This window comes from Pedobacter sp. R-06 (genome assembly GCF_049913135.1).
Taxonomy (GTDB): Bacteria; Bacteroidota; Bacteroidia; order Sphingobacteriales; family Sphingobacteriaceae; genus Pedobacter.
Genome location: NZ_CP183977.1, coordinates 2344271 through 2369459 on the forward strand (window position 1 = coordinate 2344271; position 25189 = coordinate 2369459).

At 39.9% G+C, this 25189-nt stretch carries 14 protein-coding genes; all 14 read left to right on the forward strand.

All coding sequences use genetic code 11. The features are described 5' to 3' along the window. Positions 1 to 154 precede the first annotated feature (154 nt). Positions 155 to 3286 (forward strand): DUF6298 domain-containing protein, encoded by a 3132-nt coding sequence (locus ACN9MR_RS09625; protein WP_426329486.1) that lies wholly within the window; start codon positions 155 to 157, stop codon positions 3284 to 3286. A 3-nt stretch (positions 3287 to 3289) separates the two neighbouring features. Next, positions 3290 to 4690, forward strand: a complete 1401-nt coding sequence (locus tag ACN9MR_RS09630; RefSeq protein WP_426329487.1) for a glycoside hydrolase family 140 protein — start codon at positions 3290 to 3292, stop codon at positions 4688 to 4690. Positions 4691 to 4864: 174 nt separating this feature from the next. Further along, positions 4865 to 5797, forward strand: a complete 933-nt coding sequence (locus tag ACN9MR_RS09635; RefSeq protein WP_426329488.1) for a glycoside hydrolase family 43 protein — start codon at positions 4865 to 4867, stop codon at positions 5795 to 5797. 100 nt (positions 5798 to 5897) lie between these two features. Beyond that, positions 5898 to 7730, forward strand: a complete 1833-nt coding sequence (locus ACN9MR_RS09640; protein WP_426329489.1) for a six-hairpin glycosidase — start codon at positions 5898 to 5900, stop codon at positions 7728 to 7730. A gap of 173 nt (positions 7731 to 7903) precedes the next feature. After that, entirely contained in the window at positions 7904 to 9322 is a 1419-nt protein-coding gene (locus tag ACN9MR_RS09645; protein ID WP_426329490.1) for a sialate O-acetylesterase, read from the forward strand. Further along, entirely contained in the window at positions 9322 to 12135 is a 2814-nt protein-coding gene (locus tag ACN9MR_RS09650) for a glycoside hydrolase family 2 TIM barrel-domain containing protein (RefSeq protein WP_426329491.1), read from the forward strand. Before ACN9MR_RS09645 ends, ACN9MR_RS09650 begins: the two co-directional genes overlap by 1 nt. A 96-nt stretch (positions 12136 to 12231) precedes the next feature. Further along, positions 12232 to 14970 (forward strand): family 78 glycoside hydrolase catalytic domain, encoded by a 2739-nt coding sequence (locus ACN9MR_RS09655; protein WP_426329492.1) that lies wholly within the window; start codon positions 12232 to 12234, stop codon positions 14968 to 14970. Positions 14971 to 15119: 149 nt separating this feature from the next. Further along, positions 15120 to 15785 carry a DUF3826 domain-containing protein gene (locus ACN9MR_RS09660; RefSeq protein WP_426329493.1) on the forward strand — a complete coding sequence of 222 codons (666 nt, stop codon included), beginning with the start codon at positions 15120 to 15122 and terminating at the stop codon, positions 15783 to 15785. Between the two features lie 93 nt (positions 15786 to 15878). Next, entirely contained in the window at positions 15879 to 17015 is a 1137-nt protein-coding gene (locus ACN9MR_RS09665) for a sialidase family protein (protein ID WP_426329494.1), read from the forward strand. Next, positions 17012 to 18559, forward strand: coding sequence for an acetylxylan esterase (locus ACN9MR_RS09670; protein ID WP_426329495.1), 1548 nt, complete (start codon positions 17012 to 17014; stop codon positions 18557 to 18559). Before ACN9MR_RS09665 ends, ACN9MR_RS09670 begins: the two co-directional genes overlap by 4 nt. A gap of 5 nt (positions 18560 to 18564) precedes the next feature. Beyond that, entirely contained in the window at positions 18565 to 19461 is an 897-nt protein-coding gene (locus ACN9MR_RS09675) for a sugar phosphate isomerase/epimerase family protein (RefSeq protein ID WP_426329496.1), read from the forward strand. Between the two features lie 10 nt (positions 19462 to 19471). Beyond that, positions 19472 to 22090, forward strand: coding sequence for an L-rhamnose mutarotase (locus tag ACN9MR_RS09680; protein WP_426329497.1), 2619 nt, complete (start codon positions 19472 to 19474; stop codon positions 22088 to 22090). A 67-nt stretch (positions 22091 to 22157) separates the two neighbouring features. After that, positions 22158 to 23243, forward strand: coding sequence for a Gfo/Idh/MocA family protein (locus tag ACN9MR_RS09685; protein WP_426329498.1), 1086 nt, complete (start codon positions 22158 to 22160; stop codon positions 23241 to 23243). 309 nt (positions 23244 to 23552) lie between these two features. Then, a complete protein-coding gene (locus ACN9MR_RS09690) occupies positions 23553 to 25142 on the forward strand; it encodes a sodium:solute symporter family transporter (protein ID WP_426329499.1) in 1590 nt (529 codons plus the stop codon). The last annotated feature ends 47 nt before the right edge of the window (positions 25143 to 25189 follow it).

Below are 25189 nucleotides of genomic sequence, written 5' to 3' on the forward strand. Positions count from 1 at the left end.
CTGAGTATCTTCTATCCAAAATCGTCATGCTGAATTTATTTCAGCATCTTTCATGCTATAAAGACCCTGAAATGAATTCAGGGTGACGACCGTTCATAGATTGTTGACAAAGAAAATAACATTAATGCCAAAAACTAACCACATATTAAAAGCCATGCAACTAAAAACCTTGCCGATTTTGGTAATGGCGCTTTTGGCGATTAATTTTTCTTTTGCCCAAAAAACAAAACCGGTAGAACCACCAAAACCTATCTTTAAAGGGAAGGATGGTAAAATGGCTTATACACCGGATGCAGATGGAAACCGGATTCCCGATTTTTCTTATGCAGGTTACATGGCAGGCGAAAAAGCCATTCCTAATGCAACAATAAAAGTAGTTGTTCCGGTTTCAAAGGGCGATGCTACTTTAAGGATTCAATCGGCCATTAATTATGTTTCGAAATTACCCCTTGGTAAAGATGGGCTGCGTGGTGCTGTTTTATTAGAAAAAGGAACTTACGAAGTTGCCGGAACATTAGGGTTTTCAGCTTCTGGAGTAGTACTCCGTGGAAGTGGAATGAGCGAAAATGGCACAAAGATTTTTGCAACTGGTTTAGACCGGATTGGTGTAATCAGGATTCTAGGTCAAAAAAACAGGATAGAAGAACAGGCAATCGCAGTTACTGATGTTTATGTGCCTGTTAATGCAAATAAAATTACGCTGGCTAATGCCAACGGATTTAAAGTAGGTGATCAGATCATCATTCATCGCCCATCAACCAAAGAATGGATCGAAACCCTGAAAACGGTAGAATTTGGTGGAGGTGAAAGTGCTTTAGGTTGGAAACCAGGAACTAGGGATATTTATTGGGATAGAAAAATTACCGCCATAAACGGCAATTCGATCACTTTCGATGCGCCAATTACAACAGCTTTAGAGGCTAAATATGGTGGCGCAACAGTTTCGAAATATAAATGGGATGGAAGAATTGCACAAACAGGAGTTGAAAACCTGAAAATCGAATCAGATTATCATAAAGAAAATATTAAAGACGAGTATCACCGTTGGACAGCTATCTGTTTAGAAAACGTACAGGATGCCTGGATTCGTCAGGTGGTTTTTGAGCATTTTGCAGGTTCTGCAGTAAATGTTTTGGAAACTTCAAAAAGGATTACTGTTGAAGATTGTAAATCGTTAGCCCCAATTTCCGAAATCGGTGGTGAGCGTCGTTTTACTTTTTTAACTACTGGCCAGCAAATCCTTTTTCAAAGGTTATACTCAGAATATGGTTACCATGATTTTGCTGTTGGCTTTTGCGCTCCAGGCCCCAATGTTTTTGTACAATGTCAGTCTTATTTGCCTTTCAGTTTTAGCGGCACAATTGATAGCTGGGCATCAGGCGTTTTATTCGATATCGTAAACATCGACGGACAAGCTTTAAGTTATTTAAACCGCGGACAAGATGGGCAAGGCGCAGGCTGGAGTGCAGCAAATAGTGTATTCTGGCAATGTAGTGCGGCAAGAGTTGATAATTTTCAGCCGCCAACAGCTCAAAACTGGGCTTTTGGAACCTGGTCTCAATTTGCCGGGAATGGCTATTGGGATATGTCTAACGAACAGATCCAGCCACGAAGTTTATATTATGCACAATTAAAGGATAGATTGGGAAGTGAAGCGGATAGCAGGAATTTTGTGCTACCTGTAGAAACGGAAGCATCAAGCAGTCCGCCTGTAGATGTGGCCTTAAAACTAACCAAATTAGCTTACAAACCCGCTTTAACGGTTTCAGGATATATTGATGCGGCTCCAGATCGAAATAAAATTCCTACAGCTGTCGGTTCGGCAAAAAGTATAGATAAAATTGGCATAGATCAAGTTATTCAACCTGCTCTGGCAGGCGCAATGAGCATCAAAAATGGTTGGTTGGTCCGTGGCAGCGAAATCGTTCTTGGCGATCGTCAGGATGTGCCCTGGTGGAATGGCAGTGCCCGTCCGTATGGATTAAAAAACACAAAGTTTCATGTCACCCGTTTTGTTCCTGGTCGTTCTGGTAACGGCCTTACCGATGATCTGGATTCGATAACCGACGCCATGAAAAATGGTCAGGTTAAAGTGCTCGATCATAATTATGGCCTTTGGTACGATAGGAGAAGAGACGATCACGAACGCATCCGCCGTATGGATGGCGAAGTTTGGGCACCGTTTTACGAATTGCCTTTTGCCCGTAGCGGACAGGATAAAGCCTGGGACGGTTTGAGCAAATATGATATTACCAAATACAACCTTTGGTATTGGGACAGGTTAAAGCAATTTGCTAATCTGGCTGATCAGAAAGGCCTGGTTTTAATCCACGAGAACTATTTTCAACATAACATTATTGAAGCTGGTGCACATTATGCCGATTTCCCCTGGCGTACCGCAAACAATATCAACAACACGGGTTTCCCTGAACCTGTACCATATGCTGGTGACAAACGCATTTTTATGGCCGAGCAGTTTTACGATATCAGCAACGAGCACCGCAGGGCGATACATAAAGCTTACATCAGAAAATGTTTAGAGAATTTTGATGGAAACACAGGCGTTATCCAATTAATTGGGGCCGAATTTACTGGCCCATTACACTTTGTTCAGTTCTGGATCGATACCATTAACGAATGGGAAAAAGAAACAGGTAAACACCCAATTATCGGCTTAAGTGTAACTAAAGATGTTCAGGATTCAATTTTGGCTGATCCAAAGCGCGCCGGAGTGGTTGACCTGATCGACATCCGTTATTGGCATTACCAAGCCGATGGAAGCGCTTATGCACCGCAAGGAGGATTAAGTTTGGCTCCACGTCAGCATGCACGTTTGCTAAAACCTAAAAAAACCTCTTTCGAAGAAGTTTACCACGCGGTATCTGAGTATAAAAACAAATTCCCTGAAAAAGCGGTGATTTATTCAGGCGATAGCTTTGACAGTTTCGGTTGGGCAATTTTAATGGCAGGCGGTTCGCTCTCCAATGTCGATGGAATTGATGCTTCAATTTTAACCGCGGCATCTTCGATGAAACCCTTTTTACCTGCAGATAAATCGGCAAAACAATATGGTTTAGTAAACCCTGGCAAGGCCTATATTTTGTATAACGCTTCTGCTAATGCCATCAATCTCGATTTGAGCAAAATATCTGGAAAATTCAACGTAAAAGTGCTGAATACCAGAACAGGGAAACTACTTAAAGAAGAGAAAATTAGCGCCGGCGCTATTGCTAAGTTAGAGAAGGTTGGGTCGGGAGACGAAGTCATCATCATCAATAAAATTTAACACATGAACATTAAAACCAAAATATTTTTACTTGCTGTGATTTCCTGCCTCGCTTTTGGCTGTAAGGAGAAACCTCATTTTGGCGATAAGAGCCTCCTGGTTTCTGAGAATGGCAGATATTTAACCACCGGCGATGGTAAACCATTTTTCTGGCTTGGCGATACCGGCTGGTTGTTGTTTGGCAGGTTAACAAGAGAAGAAGCAAATACTTACCTCGAAGACCGCAAACAGAAAGGTTTTAATGTAATTCAGGTGATGTTATTACATGATGTGCCATCGAGAAACGAATACCTCGATTCCTCAGTTGTACATGCAGATGTATCAAAGCCGATGCTTACGCCAGGCAATAACTCAAAAGATTCTTTGGCTTATGATTATTGGGACCATGTAGATTATATCGTTGATCAGGCAGCAGAAAAAGGCCTCTATATGGCCCTGGTTCCGGTTTGGGGTACCAATGTCAAAAATAAAAAAGTGAACAAAACGCAGGCAAAGGCTTATGCTGAGTTCCTGGCAAAACGTTATAAAGATAAGTGGAACATCATTTGGCTCAACGGTGGTGATATTAAAGGTAGTGATGGTGCCGATGTTTGGAAGACCATTGGCGAAACTTTAAGGGCAAACGATCCGAATCATTTAATTACTTTCCACCCCAGGGGAAGAACAGCTTCTTCACAATGGTTTCAAAATGCAAAATGGTGCGATTTTGATATGGTTCAATCTGGCCATCGCCGTTATGATCAGGATACCTCTAAAAATGAAAAATTGCATTATGGCGAGGATAACTGGAAATATATCGAAGCCGATTATAAATTAAAACCTACCAAACCAACCATTGATGGTGAGCCTTCGTACGAAGATATTCCTCAGGGTTTACACGATACCACTCAACCACGCTGGACAGACAGTGATGTGAGGAGATATGGTTACTGGTCGGTTTTTGCTGGTGCTTTTGGCTATACCTATGGTCATAATTCGGTGATGCAGATGTACAAAAAAACAGATTTAAAACCTGCTTATGGTCCGAAAGACCAGTGGATCACTGCAATTAATGCCCCAGGCGCTAAACAGATGCAATACTTAAAAGATTTAATGCTTTCTCATTCTTATTTCGACCGTGTGCCTGATCAGACTTTGGTAGCAGGTAAAAACGGCGAAAAGTACGATCGGATTCTTGCCACAAGAGGTGAAGAATTTGCATTGCTTTACACTTATACAGGGCGCAATTTCAGTGTGCAGCTAGGTAAAATTGATGGCGACGAAGTAAAAGCATCATGGTTTGATCCAAGAACAGGGAAAATCACCCCAATTGGAGAATTTGAAAATAAAGGAATAAAAGAGTTTAACCCACCAGGTGAGCCTGCAAATGGTAATGATTGGGTATTAGTGTTGGAGGAGATATAGTAAATAAGTCGTCATTTCGACTGAAGCACAGCGAAATGGAGAAATCTATTGCGAGAGTTAAAAAGATGTCATCCTGAGCGTAGTCGAAGGACAATCTTTTTAAAAAATTACAGAAAAGGTCTTCGACTACGCTCAGACTGACAATTGCAAAAAAAGAAATAATTAAAGATAACTGTGTTTAAACCCAATTCTATATCATCATTTCGCTTAGCTATAATTGGCCTGCTGCTGTGCGGATTAAGTTCCTGTTCAAAACAAGCCTATTTATTTACCTCCTTCCATGAGCCTGCAAACGAAGGATTGAGGCTTTTGTACAGTTATGATGCTTACCATTGGACGGATTTAAATAAAACTTTCTTAAAACCGGCAGTCGGAACGCAGAAAGTTTTACGCGATCCATCAATCGTTCAAGGCCCGGATGGAACCTTCCATTTGGTATGGACCTGTAGCTGGAAAGGCGATAAAGGTTTTGGTTACGCAAGTTCTAAGAACCTGATCAACTGGAGTGAGCAAAAGTTTCTTCCGGTAATGGAAAGTGAGCCAAAAACCGTAAATGTGTGGGCACCGGAAATCTTTTACGATAACGAGAAAAAAGAATATGTAATCATCTGGGCCTCAACCATACCATATCGCTTTGCTAAAGGAATAGAAGAAGAGGAGAATAACCACCGGATGTATAGTATTACAACCAAAGATTTTGAGAGTTTCTCAAAACCAAAACTATTTCTCGATCCTGGTTTTAGTGTAATCGATGCGGTTATTGTAAAACGGACGACCAAAGATTATGTGCTGGTTTTAAAAGATAATACGCGTCCGAATAGGAATTTAAAAGTTGCGTTTGCAAAGGATGCCTTAGGCCCTTATGAAAAGGTTTCTGAAACTTTTAGTCCGAAATTAACGGAGGGACCAACTGTGGTAAAAGTAAAAAATGACTGGCTGATCTATTTCGATGCCTACGGACAAAAGATTTATTCAGCTTACAAAACAGCCGATTTTAAATCTTTTAAGGATGTAACTGCCGAGGTTTCAATTCCTGAAGGGCATAAACACGGAACAATTATAAAAGTGAAAAGGAAATTGATTGAAAGATTGAAGAATGGTAGATAGGTTTTTAATACGGTCGTCATGCTGAACTTGTTTCAGCATCTATTGGGAAAGACTCTGAAATAAATTCAGAGTGACGAACGAAAGGAAAGAATAGAATAACATGAAAATATTTAAAATACTTTGTTTAAGCCTAACATTAGCACTTGCAGTACAAAACTCGCAGGCGCAGGATACAGTGCGCTATACCGGTAAAACCTTAGTTAACGCAGATTATCATCATGGGCAGCTTTCGCCAGTGATGGGCGTACACAGTATCCAAACTTTTCGTGCGAATAGGGAACAGCCTGAACTGGCCGAAAACTTTGGCTGGACCTACAACCATGCGCCGATGCTGGCTTATTGGAACAATAAATTTTATATCGAATATTTAAGCGATAAAGTGGGCGAGAGCATCCCGCCAGGGCAAACATTATTACAGTCTTCAAAAGATGGCTACAACTGGACGAAACCAGAAGTGGTATTTCCAATCTACCGCATTCCTGATGGAACCACAAAAGAGGGTAGAACTGATGTAGCGAAAGATTTAGACGCAGTAATGCATCAACGCATGGGCTTTTATGTTTCCACTAAGAATGTATTCCTGGTTTTGGGTTTTTACGCAATCAGTTTTGACGCGAAAGACGATCCGAACGATGGCCATGGAATTGGCAGGGCAGTAAGAGAAATTCAGCCAGATGGAAAATATGGTCCAATTTATTTCATCCATTACAATCCAGGTTACTCGGAGAAAAACACCAAATATCCGTTATACACCAAAAGCAAAAGTAAAGCTTTTATTGAAGCCTGTAATGAATTGTTATCAAATAAGTTAATGACACAACAGTGGAATGAAGAAGCGGATAGAAAAGACCCATTAATTACTTTGCAGAAACAATATAAAGCCTTCAGCTACTATCATTTACCTGATGGAAGAGTGGTAGGTTTATGGAAAAATGCCTTAACAGCAATCAGCAATGATAACGGTAAAAGTTGGCCTGAAAACGCGTCGCGTGCACCAGGTTTTGTAAACAGTAATGCCAAAATATGGGGTCAAAAAACTGCTGACGGTAACTACGCGACGGTTTATAATCCATCTGAATACCGCTGGCCTTTAGCCATTTCAACAAGCAAAAACGGTTTAGATTATACCAACCTTTTATTAGTAAATGGAGAAATTACGCCCATGCGTTATGGAGGCAATTACAAGTCTTACGGTCCGCAGTATGTTCGTGGTATTGAAGAAGGGAACGGAAAACCTGCCGACGGAAAATTATGGGTAACCTACAGCATGAATAAAGAAGACATCTGGGTTTCTTCGGTTCCGGTACCCGTTAATGATAAAGCAACCCAACATGTAAATGACGATTTTAGTAAAATGCCGACTGATAAGGCACTCGAAATGTGGAATATCTATAGTCCGCTTTGGGCGCCAGTAACGGTTAACAATGGAACTTTGGTATTGAAAGATAAAGATCCATTCGACTATGCGAAAGCCGAAAGATTGTTTCCGGCATCCAGAAAAATCATGGCTTCGTTTTCGGTTACGCCAAAGCAAAGTGATTTTGGTTTACTGGAAATCGAATTGCAGGATGCTAAAGGAGCTGCTACCGTTCGGTTAACTTTTGATACTGCAGGAATCTTAAGTGCAAAAGCTGGTGCACGATATAAAAACTTCATGAAATATGAGGCAGGGAAAAATTACGACATCAAACTAAAATTAGATGCATTTACCCGATTTTACACCATTACTGTCAACGGAAAAGATGCATTAACCAGTTTGGCCTTTCAGCCTGTTGCCGATGTTTCCAGAATTGTTTTCCGCACCGGCGATGTGCGTCGTTTTCCTGATGTAGATACACCTGCCGATCAAACCTATGATCTAAAAAATGCTGGAGAATCAGAGAAAAAGGAAGCTGTTTATTCGATTAAATATTTAAAAACGGAGGGATTTTGAGACAGTTGGCAGTTTTCAGTTTGAAGTTTTCAGTTTTCCCCTCGTTTCCTTTTATGGCGTCATTGCGAGGAGGCACGACGAAGCAATCTTTCCTGTGCGTCATTCCGACCGCAGTGGAGGAATCTTTGAACCAAGTTAAACAGATTTCTCGACTGCGCTGCACTTCGCTCGAAATGACGATAGTAATTATTCTCTTATCGTTATGTCCCTTCTCCGCCAATGCAAAAATCCTTTTGCCTCAAATCTTATCGAGCAATATGGTATTGCAACGGGATAAACCCATCAATATTTGGGGTTTTGCATCTCCGGATGAGAAAGTTGAAGTCGCTTTTGCCGGACAAAAAAAACAAACAATAACCGATAAAGATGGAAATTGGCTTGTTGTTTTAGCTCCACTCAAAACATCTTCAAAGCCCCAAACGATGTCTATTAATGGCTCAAATAAAATCGAACTTACCAATATCCTGGTAGGCGAGGTTTGGGTATGTTCAGGTCAATCGAATATGGAATATGCGATGCGCAAACTGGCCAAAATTCCGAAACCAAAAAATGAAAACTTGGGTTTTCCATCTGACGAGGTTGCAAAAGCACACAATAATCAGATCAGGATTTTCCTGGTTAACCGCAAAACTTTGATCAAACCCGATTCGATCCATAAAAGCTGGAGTGTAGCACAAGATTCCGCTTTACGTGCTTTCTCCGCTGTAGGTTATTTCTTCGCGAAAGAAATTCAGCAAAAATTAGGTATTCCTGTCGGCATGATCTCTTCGGCCATTCCAGGCAGCGCCATTGAACCGTGGATTTCAGAAAATGCATTTGCAGAAGAGGATTACTTCAAAAACCAAAAAGTGGGTAACGATCCTGGTAAATTTTATCCGACCATGATCGAACCTTTAACTCAATTTAAAATCCGCGGTTTTCTTTGGTATCAGGGCGAAACAAACTGTTTTTTGAACGAGAAAATCAGCTACGCTTATAAAATGAAAGTATTGATCAATAGCTGGAGAAAAGCCTGGAAAGAAAAGGATCTGCCGTTTTATTATGTTCAGATTACACCATTCGATTATAGTAAACAAAAAAGCGATAAGGTTGTATTAACTGCCGAAACGGAACCAACTTTTTGGGAGGCGCAACAACAGCTATTGCGTTTGCCCAATACGGGGATGATTTCTACATCAGATTTGAACGATAATGGGGGAGATTTACATCCAACTTATAAGTGGGAAGTAGGTAGAAGATTATCGCTTTTGGCACTAGCAAAAACATACAACAAAGATATACCTTTTTCTGGGCCGATTTACCAGTCTGCATCCTTTAAAAAAGGAAAAGCATTGCTCCATTTTACATACCTGGAATTAAACAATAAACCTATTTTAGGATTTGCAATCGCGGGGAAAGACGGTAAATTCGTAAATGCTGAAGCTATTGTAAAAGACGATAAAGTGGTGGTTTCTTCAAACGAAATTGCCGAACCAACTGTGGTTCGCTATAACTGGACAGAAAATCCAACAGGAAATTTTAACTGTTACGGTTTGCCAGCATTGCCTTTTAGAACCGATAATCCATTAATCAAATCATTTAAAACCAATTAATGAAACGCAGATTTATACTTTTCTTGTGTTTAATAACCACGTTTTGCTCCCTAAGAGCACAGCAAACGGAGAAATTATACCTCTCGGGAACTGGGAACGACAATACCGTTAACTGGGATTTCTTCTGTACAGCTGGCGCAAATTCGGGGAAGTGGACCACTATTCCCGTGCCTTCAAACTGGGAATTGCAAGGTTTTGGGAAATATAACTACGGTTTCAACAAAGAGGAAAATAAAGGCAAAGAACAAGGACTTTATAAATATACTTTTAAGGTTCCTACAGGTTGGAAAAACCAAAAAATCAATATTGTTTTTGAGGGATCGATGACAGATACCGAGGTTAAAATCAACGGAAAATCTGCCGGAGAAACACATCAGGGTTCGTTTTATGTGTTTAGATACGATATTTCTAAATTGGTAAAACTTGGTAGCGATAATTTGCTTGAAGTAAAGGTATCTAAACATTCAGCTAATCAATCTGTTAACGAGGCTGAACGGAAAGCCGATTTCTGGATTTTTGGTGGTATTTTCAGACCAGTTTATCTTGAATCTTTGCCTTTAACTCATATCGATCGAATTCAGATAGATGCTAAAGCTGATGGCCATTTAAATACTCAATTGAATTATGCAGGTGATGCGGATAAGCTTGAAGTAGAACTTTTAGGAAAAGATGGAAAAAGATTCGGTGAAAGATTTACGACTTCAATAAAAAAAGGAAGTAAAAGCATACAGATGCACCATCAGTTTTCAAATCCAGCATTATGGTCGTCAGAATTTCCAAATCTTTACACTGCAACATTCACTTTAGTTAAAAATGGTAAAGAGATTCATCAGCTTTCTAAAATGATTGGTTTTAGGACAATTGAAGTAAAAGAACGTGATGGTGTATATGTAAACGGAGTGAAAATGAAATTCAAAGGTGTAAATCGTCACTCTTTTTATCCATCATCAGGCCGTACTACCAGTAAAAAAATCAGTATTGCCGATGTACTGTTAATGAAAGAAATGAACATGAATGCCGTTCGGATGTCGCATTATCCGCCAGACGGCCATTTTCTTGATGTTTGCGATTCGCTCGGCTTATTCGTTATGGATGAACTGGCCGGCTGGCATGGCACTTATGATAAGCCTACGGGAACAAAATTGATGAAAGAAATGATGTTGAATGATGAAAATCATCCATCGATTATATTTTGGGCAAATGGTAATGAAGGCGGACATAACCGCGAACTTGATCATCTTTTTGCTGAAGAAGATATACAAAAACGTCCGTTAATCCACCCTTGGGAAGTTTTTGGAGGTTTCGAAACCACACATTACCGCGAATTTAACTACGGAATCGGCAATTACGATCATGGTCATAACATTCTAATGCCAACCGAATTTCTGCATGGCATGTGGGATGGAGGTCATGGTGCAGGCATTGAAGATTACTGGAATGCGATGTGGAACAATCCACTTTCTGCAGGTGGTTTCCTGTGGGATTTTGCTGATCAGGCTGTGGTTCGCACCGATAAAAACAGCGAATTAGATACCGATGGAAATCATGGTCCTGACGGAATTGTTGGCCCATATCACGAAAAAGAAGGAAGTTTTTTTACCATTAAAGAAGTATGGAGTCCCGTTTTTGTAGAGAAAAGAGAAATGACAGCTGGTTTTGATGGTTCTTTCTTATTGGAAAACCGTTATGCATTTACCAATCTCAATCAATGTACTTTTAATTGGAAATTGAAGAAGTTAAAAGCCGGCGATGATACAGAGTTCAAATCCGGTAAAGCCGTTGCACCAAACATCAAGCCTTTCGAAAAAGGAAAATTACAAGTTAATCTTCCAGGCGACTGGAGGAGCTTTGATGCACTTTATCTTACAGCAAATGCACCCAATGGTGAGGAATTGTTTACCTGGAGTTTCCCGATAACACTGCCTAAAGATGATGCAGAGAAGATTGTTGTAAAAACAGGTTTGTCAAAGGTAACTATTAAAGAGGATACGAAAGTCTATCAGGTTTCGGCTAATGGCATTGATTTAACTTTCGATAAAACATCAGGTTTGTTGCAGCAGGCAAAAAATACCAAAGGTATCATTCCGTTTTCGAACGGTCCGATTTTGCAAGAGGGTGTAAATAACTTTAAGGGTTTTACTCAAAAAATGGATGGTGAAAATTTAGTGATTTCATCCAAATATGATAAAAAAGAAAGTTGGAATACTTTACAATGGACAATTTATCCATCAGGCTGGCTAAAAATGGAAGTGAAATATTTTCCGTCAGATTACTTTACCACCTTCGTAGGACTAAACTTTTCTTATCCTGAATCAGAAATTAAAGCTGTTGAATATAAAGGAAATGGACCATACCGCGTTTGGAAAAACCGAATGAAAGGTACTCGATTTGGCGTTTGGAAAAAGGATTATAATAACTCAGCAACTGGTGAAGCACCTTGGCAATACCCCGAGTTTAAAGGTTATTATTCAAATATGTATTGGTGCGAGTTTCTTGGCAAACAGCAATCGTTTAAGGTAGTTACAGATAGAGAAGATGTGTTTTTAAGACTATTTACACCAAAAAAATCGAAAGATACAGAATATGACAACATGAGTCCGACATTTCCTAATGGTGAAATTTCATTTATGAATGCAATTTCGGCAATTGGCACAAAAACTCAAAAACCAGAAACAACCGGACCAATGGGAATGAAGAATATTTATTACGATTTTGATAAAGCCCCAAGCAGGGCATTAAATATGACCTTGTATTTTGATTTTTCAACCAATACATCGTCATTGCGAGGAGGCACGACGAAGCAATCTCAATAAAGGAATTATAGAAAACAATAACCTTAGCAAAAAAGATTGCTTCAGCTCGCGCAAGTCCAGCTTCGCAATGACGAATTGATCTTTAAAGAAAATAGAATGAACATTAAAATCTACATCGCGATCATCAGCATTTGGTTCCTATCCTTTTCCAAAGTGATGGCACAGGTCTCGTTGCAAAATACAACCTGCGAAATGCTCGTGAATCCTCTGGGTATTGATGTTTTGAAACCCCGGTTGGCATGGCAAATTATCTCAAATGAAAGAAATGTAATGCAAACTGCTTATCAGGTGCTGGTGTCTTCTTCATTCGAGAAATTAAGTGCCAATGAGGGCGATTTATGGGACTCAGGAAAGATCAACTCACAAGAATCTATTCATATAGCCTACAACGGAAAAGTGCTTAAAAGCCGGACGAAAGTCTATTGGAAAGTCAAAGTGTGGACTAATGTGGGTCAAAGCGAATGGTCGGCTAACAACTATTTTTCGATGGGTTTACTTTATTACAAAGATTGGCCGAAAGGCTGGATTGGTTTTGATAGGGCTTTCCCATGGGATAATATTAAAACCGATTCTCGTTTATCAGCCAGGTATTTCAGAAAAGAGTTTCAAAGTACGAAAGAAATCAAATCTGCTACGGCATCGATCGTTGGTTTAGGTTTATACGAGTTGTTTATCAACGGAAAAAAAGTTGGAAATGATGTTTTATCTCCATCACCAACAGATTATACTAAAAACGTAAAATCTAACACTTACGATGTAACCAGTTACCTTCAGCATGGTAAAAATGCGGTTGGCACGATACTCGGAAACGGGCGTTTCTTCGCCATGCGCCAAAATGAAAAACCTTATAAAATTAAAACGTTTGGTTTTCCGAAAATGCTGATGAACATCAACATCGTTTACGCCGATGGAACAACAGCAAATATTGATACCGACGATAGCTGGAAAGGCACAGCAGATGGGCCTATCAGAACCAATAACGAATATGATGGCGAAGAATACGATGCAACAAAGGAATCAGCAGGCTGGAATAAGGTAGGTTTTGACGATAGCAAGTGGACAAAAGCGGAATTTGTACAAGAACCAACAGGAACCATTGAAGCCCAGATGAATGAAAACATGAAGGTGATGAATACGCTTAAACCCGTTTCAATCACTAAACTTTCGGGTGGCCGGTATATTTTAGATATGGGTCAAAACATGGTGGGTTGGCTGCAGATCAAGGTAAAAGGTGTAAAGGGCAAACAAATCAAAATGCGTTTTGCAGAATCACTTCAAAATAATGGTGAACTTTTTACGGCTAACCTTCGCAATGCGAAATGTACCGATTTATACACATTAAAAGGAGGCGAATTAGAAACATGGGAACCCACTTTTGCTTACCGCGGATTTAGGTATGTAGAACTTTCAGGGTATACTTACCAACCATCAGTGAATGATTTTGTTGGCAAAATGATCTACGATAACATTAAAACGGCCGGAACGTTCGAAACTTCAGATGCTTTAACCAATCAGCTCTTCAAAAATGCCTGGTGGGGGATTGCCGGAAGTTACAAGGGGATTCCGGTTGATTGCCCTCAACGCAACGAGCGGATGCCATGGTTAGGAGATAGGGGCGCTGTGGCTTACGGAGAAAGTTTTCTTTTTGATAACGGACGCTTTTATACCAAATGGTTGCAGGACATCAGAAATTCGCAGAAAGAGGATGGCGCTATTCCTGATGTGGCACCTGCCTTTTGGCGGTACTACAGCGATAACATGACCTGGCCGGGGGCAATGCTTTTGGTGACCGAAATGCTGTACAAACAAACTGGCGATGTTTCTGCCGTTCGGGATAATTACCCCGCAATGAAAAAGTGGTTGGCTTATATGCAAGACCGCTATATGAAAGATTATATTTTAACTAAAGATAGTTACGGCGATTGGTGTATGCCCCCCATTACCATCGAGTTTGGCCGTGGTAAAAGTGCGGACAAAAAGTATCCTTCCGAATTAATCTCAACGGCTTATTATTATCACTTTACACAGTTGATGATACAATTTGCTAAGGTAAGTGGCAGCGATGAAGATGTAAAAGCATATGAACTTTTGGGAAATAAAATCAAGGAAGCTTTTAATCAGAAATATTATAACGATAAAGGTTATTATGCCTCTAATGCACTAACTGATAACATTATTCCACTTTATTTCGGAATGGTTCCACAGAACAAAATAGATCAGGTTTTCAAGAATATTACTCATACTGTTGAAGTGACCAATAAAGGCCATTTAAGCAATGGTTTAGTGGGTATTCAGTGGTTAATGCGCTGTTTAAACGATTATGGCCGGCCAGATTTAGCTTATACGGTGGCTACGCAAAAATCTTATCCGAGCTGGGGTTATATGGTTGATAATGGTGCAACAACGATATGGGAACTGTGGAATGGCAATACGGCCGATCCGAAAATGAATTCGCAGAACCATGTGATGATGCTTGGCGATCTGCTTATTTGGTATTACGAAAACCTGGCTGGTATAAAATCTGAAGAGGCTGCTTTTAAAAAGATCATCATGAAACCTGAAATGATTAATGGTTTAAACTCGGTAAATGCCAGTTACAATTCGGTTTATGGGCTAATCAAAAGCAGTTATAATAAAACGGCTAATCAATTTAACTGGAACATTACCATCCCAGCAAATACAAGGGCGTTGGTTTACATTCCTGCAAATAATAAAAATGAAGTTTCAGAAAAAATTAAGTCAATAAAGGATTTAAAATTTGTAAAAATGGATAATAACAGGGCAGTTTATGAGCTTGGCTCTGGCGATTATGCTTTTGTAGTGGAGCGGAAATAGATGGCCTATTGGAACACAGACCCTGGCGCCTCATCGTCATTGCGAGGCACGAAGCAATCTTACAACGGTAGCGATAGCATTAGGATTGCTTCGTGCCTCGCAATGACGGAAACTAAAAGTGAAATTGGATTACATAACAATATTAAATTATGAGAAAGTTTTTTAAAACATTTATGCTGATAACCTTACTGATCACTTCAGTAAATGCATTCGGTCAAACCAAAGATATTGTTGTACCAGAAGAAATCCTGACAAAGGCCAAAGAATGGACCTCAGCACTAAATTTAACCGACGCAGCAAAAAAGTCTGCTGTCGAAAATGTAATTGCAGTTCATTTAACGACCATTAAAGATTGGCATAACGATCATCCATCATCAACCGTTCCTGATGGAATAAACCCGGTTACCGGCAATAAACTAAGTGATTTAGACAAACAGATTATTGCTGATTCTGCTATGCCGCCAACGGTTCATCAATCGCTTATGGATGGATTGAAAAAGAATTTAACACCAGAGCAGGTAGAAACCATTTTAGACAAATACACCATCGGAAAGGTTGAATTCACGATGAAAGGTTACAAAGCAATTGTTCCGGATTTAACTGCTGACGAGGAATTGAAGATTTTAGCTTTTTTGAAACAGGCCAGGGAACAGGCTGTCGATTATAAAAACATGAAACAGATTTCGGCCATTTTCGAAATTTACAAAACGAAATCAGAGCAGATGCTGAATAATAACGGTCGCAGCTGGAGAGCGCTTTATAGTGCGTATACCAAAAAAATAAAAGAAGAGAAAGCAGCAAAACAAAAGCAGTAGGCAGTTCACCGTTTGAAGTTTTCAGTTTTGGATGTAAAAATCAAATCGGTGAAATCAAATAATCTGTGTAATCAACCTCGAAGAGAAAGAATTATGATATCAAAAAAAATATACACCACAATAGGACTTATTTTAGCAGTAACACTTAGTGCCAATGCTCAAGTAGAAAAATGGCAAAAGGGAATCGTAAAACAAGAATTTCTTTACGATAAAGCTCCATTCCCATCCTGCCACTCTGCAACAATCGCAGAAACGCCAACGGGTTTAGTCGCTTCATTTTTTGGTGGCACAAAAGAACGGAATCCCGATGTAGAAATCTACATCAGTCGTTTTGTGGATGGCAAATGGCTGCCACCGGTTTCGGCTGCTAACGGTATCCAACCTGATGGTAAAAGATTACCTACATGGAATCCCGTTTTGTATCAGGTTCCTGGCGGAGATTTACTGTTGTTTTATAAAATCGGGCCAAAACCATCAGAATGGTGGGGCATGATGAGAACCTCAAAAGATGGCGGTAAAACCTGGTCGGATGCTACAAAGTTGCCCGATGGTTATATTGGTCCTGTAAAAAATAAACCTGTTTTGTTAAGCAATGGAAACCTTTTTGCACCATCAAGCAAAGAAGGCGATGGTTGGAAAATTCACTTTGAGGTGACCAAAGATAATGGTAAAACCTGGAGAACTGTGGGTCCATTGGCAGAAAACGGGATCAAAGCCATTCAACCGAGCATTTTACAACATGGAAATGAAAAATTGCAGCTATTGGCCAGAACAGCAAATCGAGCCATTGTAACATCCTGGTCTGAAGATAACGGCGAAACCTGGTCGGCATTAACCAAAACATCAATACCCAATAATAACTCCGGTACAGATGCTGTAACCATGAAAGATGGCCGCCATGTATTGGTTTATAACCATGTTTTGCCTCCAGGCGATTTAGCCAAAGGACCACGTACCCCGTTAAATGTTTCCATTTCCAAAGATGGAAAGAAATGGTCAGCTGCATTGATTCTGGAAGATTCGCCCATCAGCCAGTATTCTTACCCTGCGGTGATTCAAACTTCTGATGGCATGTTACATTTCATTTATACATGGAGAAGAGAGAAAATTAAACATGTTGTGGTTGATCCTTCGAAGCTAAAATTGAAGAAAATAAAAAATGGTATTTGGCCGAAACTGAAAGGTTATACAGCTCCGGTAATTGGCGAAACTAAAAACGAGGAACCATGAGAAACATAAAAAAATCGTCATTTCGAGCGGAGTGCAACGTAGTCGAGAACCACGTAGTGCTCAGCGAAGCTAAATCTGTAATAGATCTCTCTCCCGAAAGTTCGGGACTGCGCTACAGTCGAGATGACGGACGGTCGATTAGTAATAGAATGAGTTTAACGGCACTATTTTTTTTCACAATTATCTCTTTATCAACTTTTGCCCAAATCCAAAACACCGATAACTTCTATAAAAAGCCATTGGTAGATGTGCTCAAAGAGATTCAAACACGCTTTAAAGTTCAAATCAAATACTCCGAACCACAGGTAAAAGATAAATGGGTGAATTATGCAGAATGGCGTTTCCGTGCAAACGTTGATGAAACAATTGCGAATGTGCTTGCCCCTTTGGATATGAAAGTAAACAAAGAAAAACCAGGTGTTTACAAATTGAAAGAATACGAATATTACCGTTGGGAAGTTGAGGATGGGTGGGCCTATCTGGATAGCTTGGCAACAAAATACCACGATCGGGCCAGTTGGGAAAAACGTAAGGCACAAATAAAGCCCGAGTTATACCAAGCCTTATTGTTATCGCCATTGCCCCCCAAACCAAATTCAAAACCGATTATCACGGCGAAAAGAATTTTTGATGGTTATTCGGTAGAAAACATTGCATTGGAAATTTTACCTGGGGTTTGGATTAATGGCTCACTATATAAACCCTTAAATTTTAAAGGAAAAATCCCATTGGTTTTAAGTCCAGACGGGCACTGGGAAAAGCAGCGTTACAGACCTGATTGCCAGATCCGCTGTGCAATGATTGCCAGAATGGGTGCCATGGCTTTTAGCTACGATTTATTTGCCTGGGGCGAATCGATGCTCCAGTTTAAATATGAAGATCACCGTAAAAGCTTGGCGCAAACCGTTCAGACTTTGGGAGGAATCAGGATTTTAGACTACTTCAGTGTGTTAAAAGAAACCGACACAGCCAGAATTGGCATCAGTGGGGGTTCGGGTGCAGGAAGTCATTCCATTTTAATGACCGCCATGGATGACAGGATTAAGCTAAGTGCGCCAGTAGTAGCGATGTCATCTTACTTTTATGGTGGCTGTCCTTGCGAAAGCGGAATGCCAATCCATCAATGTGGCAGCGGAACTGATAATGTAGAACTGGCTGCAATGGCAGCACCTCGTCCCCAGTTATTGGTGTCAGATGGTAGCGACTGGACGGCACACACACCCGAACACGATTTTCCTTACCTCCAAAAAATGTACAGTTATTATGGTGTGAAAGATAAGGTCGAAAATGTTAACCTTCCTGATGAAAAACATGATTTTGGCATTAATAAACGTATTGCACTTTACGATTTCCTGATCAAAAACTTCAAACTAAATGGTACTGCAGTTAAAGCCAAAACAGGTAAATACGACGAAAGTAAAGTAACCATCGAAAAGGAAAACGCCCTCTATGTTTTTGGCGATAAAGGCGAAAGATTACCTAAAAATGCAATGATGGGATTTGAAAATCTGGAAAAATTATTTCCCTTAAGCACAAGCAAATAATAGATATGGAGTATCAGAACAGAAGGTCTTTTATCGGTCATGTGGCATTGCTAACAGGTGCTTTAATGATTCCCAATCAATTGCTTTTGGCAGCAGAGAAAAAGATCAGGTATAAGATTGCAGTAATTGATTTAATGATCTTAAAACGTCAGAAAATCAGTGCTTTGCCACTCGCGAAGGAAATTGGTGCTGACGGACTGGAAATAGACATGGGTGGTTTGGGCGATCGGGAAACATTTGAAAATAAACTAGCAGACCCAAAAATCAGGCAGGAATATTTGGATAAAGCCAAAGAACTGAATTTGGAGTTCTGCTCATTGGCGATGACCGGGTTTTATGCGCAATCATTTGCCAAGCGACCCACTTATCAGAAAATGATCCGGGATTGTTTAGATACTGCTAAAGCGATGCATATTAAAGTGATATTTCTGCCATTGGGTATTCAGGGCGATTTAGTTAAAAACCCCGAACTGCGCGAACCTATTGTAGAAAGATTAAAAGTTGCCGGAAAAATGGCCTCAAAAGCGGGAATTACCATCGGAATTGAAAGTGCTTTAGATGCAAAAGGCGAATTACAACTCTTAAAAGATATTGATTGCAAGCATGTTAAAAGTTACTTCAATTTCTCGAATGCCATCAAAAATGGAAGAGATTTACATGAAGAGCTGAGAATTTTAGGTAAAAAGAATATTATTCAAATCCATGCCACAAACGAGGATGGCGTTTGGTTACAAAACGATCCTAAAATTGATTTGAATAGAGTTAAAGAAACTTTAGATGATATGGGCTGGAGTGGTTGGTTAGTGGTAGAAAGAAGCCGGGATGCCAAACAGCCAACAAATGTAAAATATAATTTCAGCGCCAATACCAGCTACCTGAAATCTGTTTTTCAACCGAAATAGTATAAATACAATGAAATACTTTTTGAGAAAATTTTATGGTTTTTACAATCTATTGGTACGTGGAGACATGTACTGTGACGGTGTCCCCATGCCTTGGTTCGTGTCTCCAAGAACCAAACAAATTAAACCATTCATTAGTCTGCTGATTTTTTTATCATTATTGTGTTATAAAGTTAATGCAGCAGATATTTACGTATCCACAAATGGCTCTGACACTAATGTAGGAACCAAGGAAAAACCATTAGCCACGCTGCATTCAGCCATCAGAAAAGCCCGCGAATTGAGGCGTTTAAATGATATTTCAGTTAAAGGCGGAATCAGGATTATTATCAGCAAAGGTTTTTATCAATTACACGAAGCCGTAGTTCTTCGACCTGAAGATTCTGGTACAAAAGACAGTCCGACAACAATTATTTCCGCACCTAACGAAAAAGTTATTTTAAGCGGAGGCGTTCAAATCAAAAACTGGAAAAAGTTAAATCAAACAGTTGCTGGTCTGCCAAAAGAATCTATCGGCAAGGTTTGGGTAGCTGATATTCCAAATCTAGACGGAAGAAATCTGCATTTCAGGCAGTTATGGGTAAATGGCAATAAGGCCGTTCGTGCAAAAAACTACAATGGTGATGAAATGGAGAGGATTTTATCATGGGATAGCGAAAAACAAACCTGTAAAATTCCACTTCAAAAAAACATCAATTTAGCCAATATTAAAGGAATAGAAATGCTGATTCATCAATGGTGGGCCATTGCAAATCTTCGTGTAAAATCTGTTAAAATTGTAGGTAATGCTGCAGAACTTTCTTTTATGCAGCCCGAAAGCAGGATTCAATCCGAGCATCCATGGCCGGCACCATGGATTTCAGACAAAACAGGGAATTCTGCTTTTTATCTTACAAATGCCATTCAGTTCTTAAACGAACCTGGAGAATGGTTTGAAGATTTACAGAACCACAAGCTTTATTATTGGCCAAAAACATCAGAAAATATGCTAAACGCTGAAGTGATTGCTCCGGCTTTAGAAAACCTGGTTAAAATAGAGGGAACAATTGATCAACCGGTTTCCTATGTGAGTTTCAAGAATATTTCATTTGAGCATTCTACATGGTTAAGGCCATCAAAACAAGGCCATGTACCCCATCAGGCGGGCATGTACATGCTTGATGCTTATAAACTTGAAAAAGCAGGGACACCAGACAAACCTACGCTAGAAAATCAGGCTTGGGTGGGCCGCCCCGCGGCTGCAATTGAAGTAAGTTATGCCAATCACACAGCTTTCGAATCTTGCCGGTTCGAGCACCTGGCATCAACAGGGCTGGATTATAAAAAAGGGACTGCTGAGAACGAAATTAAAGGCAATTTATTTAAGGATATTGGTGGTTCAGCTATTCTAATCGGAACTTTCTCTGATGAAGCGACCGAAGTACACCTACCATATAATCCCACAGATCAAAGGGAGATTTCGACCAACAACACCATCGAGAATAACCTCATTAGCGATGTAACCAATGAAGATTGGGGCGCAGTGGGTATAGGTGCAGGTTATGTTAAAGGGATTAAAATTCTGCATAATGAAATTAGCGAGGTGTCTTATTCGGGCATCAGCATGGGTTGGGGCTGGACAAAAGCGAAAAACGCGATGGAAAACAATACCATCAGTGGCAATAAGATCCATCACTACGGAAAACATATGTATGATGTGGCTGGAATTTATACCTTATCTGCTCAGCCGGGATCATTCATTACCAACAATGTAGTCGATAGCATTTATAAAGCACCATATTCGCACCTGCCTGATCATTGGTTCTATCTTTATACAGATGAAGGTTCTTCGTATTTTACCATCAAAAACAACTGGACCCCAACTGAAAAGTACCTTCAAAATGCCAACGGACCAGACAATTTATGGGAAAGCAACGGACCAAAAGTTTCCGATCATATCAAACAAAGTGCAGGTTTAGAAAAGCCTTTTCAATATTTATTAAAAGAAAAAGCCAATTATTCGAAAAGAGGCATCAATCAGGCTGTTGATCAATCTGTTGTATTAGAATTGGTTTTTAAGACCGGTAATCTGCCGGGCAACAATGCCTTAAAAACTTTTGCAAAAGAAAATAACCTCCTGCCAGGTTCAATTTATAAATGGAAAAATCGATTGGTTATTTATACTTCAAGTTTAAAAGTAGAAAGTTTGCAACAAACTTTAAAACGTTTAGATGCGGCAGAAATTAAATTGTACGACAATCTGTTTTACGACTTCAACAGAGAAAAGAATTGTGGCGATAAAGCCGTAGCAGAATGGGACAATATCATTTTATCAGCCAATTTGGTGAAGGATGAAAAACGCCAGAAAGAATATCTCGCTTACCATAAAACGCAGTTCGAAAAATGGCCGGAAATATCGAAAGGATTCTGTAAAGCCGAGTTTCAGCGATTGGCCATCTTTAAAAACGATAGACAGTTAATGCTGATCATTAGTATTCCAAAAGGAAAAAGTTTAGATGAATTGAATCCAAAAACCACTGAGGGTAATCCAAAAGTGGACGAATGGAATGCAATAATGAAAAAATACCAGGAGGGAATTGAAGGAACAAAACCCGAAGAAGTTTGGGTATTTTTTAAACCAATAGAATAGAGGACTTATTGTCCCCCTTTGGAGGGGGCAGGGGGAGGAAAACAATAACGCTTATAAAAATAATATCATGTTAAGATTAGGGATTTTAGGTTTAGGAGAGGGCAGAAGCACCATTTCTGCATCATTGGCAAGTAGAAAATTTAAACTGATTCAGATTTGCGATGCCAACAAAAAACTTTGCGAAGAACGGGCTTTAGAATTTGATTTTCAAAACTGGACAACCAATTACGAAGATATGTTGACCAGTGATAAAATCGATATGATCGCGATTTACACACCGGATCATCTACATTTTGAGCACATTAAATTGGCGCTTGAACATGGTAAACATGTGGTGTGTACCAAACCATTTATTGATGATTTAGCTCAGGCCAATGAGTTGCTGGAACTGTCCAGGAAATCAAGAAAAAAGATTTTTGTAGGGCAAAGTTCTCGTTTTTTTGAGCCGGCAATGCGTCAGAAGGAAGATTTTGATGCAGGTTTAATCGGTGAACTGATCACTATCGAAAGTCACTACCATGCCGATCACCGCTGGTTTTTGGAAAAGGGATGGTCGTTAAAACAATCATTTAAATGGCTGTATGGCGGCTTAAGCCATCCTGTAGATTTTATCAGGTGGTACATGCCCGATATTGAAGAAGTTATGGGTTATGGTATGTTGAGCAGCAATGGTTTAAAAGCCGGACTGAAAAATCAGGACACCATGCACTTTATTTTCAAGGCTAAGGACGGCAGAATTGCGAGGGTTAGCGGTGCTTATACCGGCCCAACACAACCCGCAAGTCGCGATAGTGGTATGACTTGTATTCTCCGTGGAACAGAAGGCGCAAGTCAGGCCGATTACCACGAACTGCGTTATTCGGTTACAACCAAAACCGGCGAAGAAAAGATTATTACCTGGGGCGATTCTACTTTAAAGCACTATTTCCGTTTTGAAGGACAAAGCCATCACGCCGGGGAATACCAGAACTATCTGGAATATTTTGCAGATAGCATCAACAATAATTTTACGGCATATCCTGATTTAAAAGAAGGAATTGGCACTGTGGCATTATTGCAGGCCATGGATCAATCTTTAGAAACGGGTTTACCGGTAAAAGTTGATGAAATTTTGAAAGCCAATCACATTACAAGAGAATCGATAGGATTGTAAAAGCGGAACGTCATCTCGGCAAAGTCAATAAAAAAAATCGTCATCTCGACTGGAACGCAGTGAAACGGAGAGATCTGACTAGATAGATTTCTAATAGCCAAGGTTTGTGTCTCACGAACCAGTAATGAGAAATATCTTCATTGCGAGGCACGAAGCAATCTATCTGGTAAAATAGATGCTGAAATAAATCCGATAGCTATCGGATCAGCATGACGTAACTAAAAATGCTCGTTGCCGGCGCCATGAATGCTGTGATTCCGTGGCAAAAAACAATAGAAATAACACAACCAAACTCACCAAAATAAATCAATGGAAAACATTGTAGAACGATTAACCAGTTTAGATTACATCATTGTCATCGCATACCTCGTTATCCTTATGATTATCGGGTACCGCGCCAGTTTTTCGAAAAAGAAAAGCAAAGATGAAACCCTATTCCTGGCCAATAAATCATTAAACTGGAGCAGCATCGGTTTCAACATGTGGGGCACCAATGTAGGTCCGTCGATGTTATTGGCTTTTGCGAGTATTGGCTATAGTACTGGTATCGTAGCCGTTAATTTCGATTGGTATGCCTTTATCTTTTTATTCTTACTGGCCATTGTTTTCGCCCCAAAATACCTCGCTGCCAAAGTGAGTACCATGCCCGAATTTATGGGCAACCGTTATGGCGATTCTACACAAAACATCCTTGCCTGGTATGCGCTGGTTAAGATTTTAATTTCGTGGTTATCGCTCGGTTTATTTGCAGGAGGTTTTTTGGTCCGCCAGATTTTAGGCATCCCCATGTGGCAATCGGTTACTGTATTGGTTGCTTTTGCTGGACTGTTTACCTTTTTCGGCGGTTTAAAAGCCATTGCCAAAGTAAATGTTTTCCAGATGATTTTATTGATTGCCGTTTCATTATCGCTCATGCTTTTGGGACTGAACAAAGTTGGTGGGCTTTCTGCTTTATATCAAAAAACACCACATCATTTCTGGAATTTAATCCAACCTGCCAGCGATCCAAAATATCCATGGTATGCCATTTTATTGGGTTATCCGGTTGCAGCTGTAGCCTTTTTCTGTACCGATCAATCGATGGTTCAATCTGTTTTAGGTGCTAAGAACCTAAAACAAGGGCAGTTGGGGGTGAGTTTTATTGGCTGGTTAAAAATCCTTTCCCTACCCTTATTTATTGGGACAGGAATATTATGTTATGTGCTTTTTCCTGGTTTAAAAGATCCGAACGAAGCGTATATGACCATGGTAACCAATTTATTCCCGCCTGGTATGAATGGCCTGGTAATCGTTGTGCTGATTGCGGTTTTGGTGGGTACCATCGGATCTTCTTTAAACTCTTTAAGTACCGTTTTTACGATGGATATTTATGTGAAGAAAATAAACCCACAGGCGAGTAATAAACAGATCATCCGCATTGGCCGATGGGTAGTTGTTGCAGGATGTATTTTTGCAGTTGTAGTGGTTTTGGCCATCGATAACATTAAAGGATTGAATTTATTCGATGTTTTTCAATCTGTTTTGGGCTTTATTGCGCCGCCGTTATCAGTCGTGTTTTTACTCACCGTTTTTTGGAAAAGAACCACAAGGAAAGCAGTGAATTTTACACTTTCAATCGGCTCAATTTTAAGCTTGGGTGTTGGGGTTACTTATCTCTGGATTTTGCCGTCAGATAAATACACTTTCTGGCCACATTATCTGATGCTCTCATTTTTCATTTTCGCAGGATTAATGATCATCGCGATTTTGATTTCTTTACTGGATAGATCGCCAAGTATTTACACGGTTAATGAAGAACACCAGGCCAATATCGAAAAGCCATCCAGATCGGTCTGGATTTCGTGGATAGCGCTTGCAATCGTAATGGTTACACTTTACCTTTTCTTTAATGGGCATTAAAATTAGAAGGATCGTCATTTCGACTGAAGTGTAACGGAATGGAGAAA

Excerpts from the sequence above, each read along its gene's own strand:
- ACN9MR_RS09685 (WP_426329498.1), top strand. The coding sequence starts at position 22,158 with ATGTTAAGATTAGGGATTTTAGGTTTAGGAGAGGGCAGAAGCACCATT.
- ACN9MR_RS09670 (WP_426329495.1), top strand. The coding sequence starts at position 17,012 with ATGAGAAACATAAAAAAATCGTCATTTCGAGCGGAGTGCAACGTAGTC.
- ACN9MR_RS09650 (WP_426329491.1), top strand. The coding sequence starts at position 9,322 with ATGAAACGCAGATTTATACTTTTCTTGTGTTTAATAACCACGTTTTGC.
- ACN9MR_RS09640 (WP_426329489.1), top strand. The coding sequence starts at position 5,898 with ATGAAAATATTTAAAATACTTTGTTTAAGCCTAACATTAGCACTTGCA.
- ACN9MR_RS09665 (WP_426329494.1), top strand. The coding sequence starts at position 15,879 with ATGATATCAAAAAAAATATACACCACAATAGGACTTATTTTAGCAGTA.
- ACN9MR_RS09655 (WP_426329492.1), top strand. The coding sequence starts at position 12,232 with ATGAACATTAAAATCTACATCGCGATCATCAGCATTTGGTTCCTATCC.
- ACN9MR_RS09645 (WP_426329490.1), top strand. The coding sequence starts at position 7,904 with ATGACGATAGTAATTATTCTCTTATCGTTATGTCCCTTCTCCGCCAAT.
- ACN9MR_RS09675 (WP_426329496.1), top strand. The coding sequence starts at position 18,565 with ATGGAGTATCAGAACAGAAGGTCTTTTATCGGTCATGTGGCATTGCTA.
- ACN9MR_RS09680 (WP_426329497.1), top strand. The coding sequence starts at position 19,472 with ATGAAATACTTTTTGAGAAAATTTTATGGTTTTTACAATCTATTGGTA.
- ACN9MR_RS09660 (WP_426329493.1), top strand. The coding sequence starts at position 15,120 with ATGAGAAAGTTTTTTAAAACATTTATGCTGATAACCTTACTGATCACT.
- ACN9MR_RS09690 (WP_426329499.1), top strand. The coding sequence starts at position 23,553 with ATGGAAAACATTGTAGAACGATTAACCAGTTTAGATTACATCATTGTC.
- ACN9MR_RS09625 (WP_426329486.1), top strand. The coding sequence starts at position 155 with ATGCAACTAAAAACCTTGCCGATTTTGGTAATGGCGCTTTTGGCGATT.
- ACN9MR_RS09630 (WP_426329487.1), top strand. The coding sequence starts at position 3,290 with ATGAACATTAAAACCAAAATATTTTTACTTGCTGTGATTTCCTGCCTC.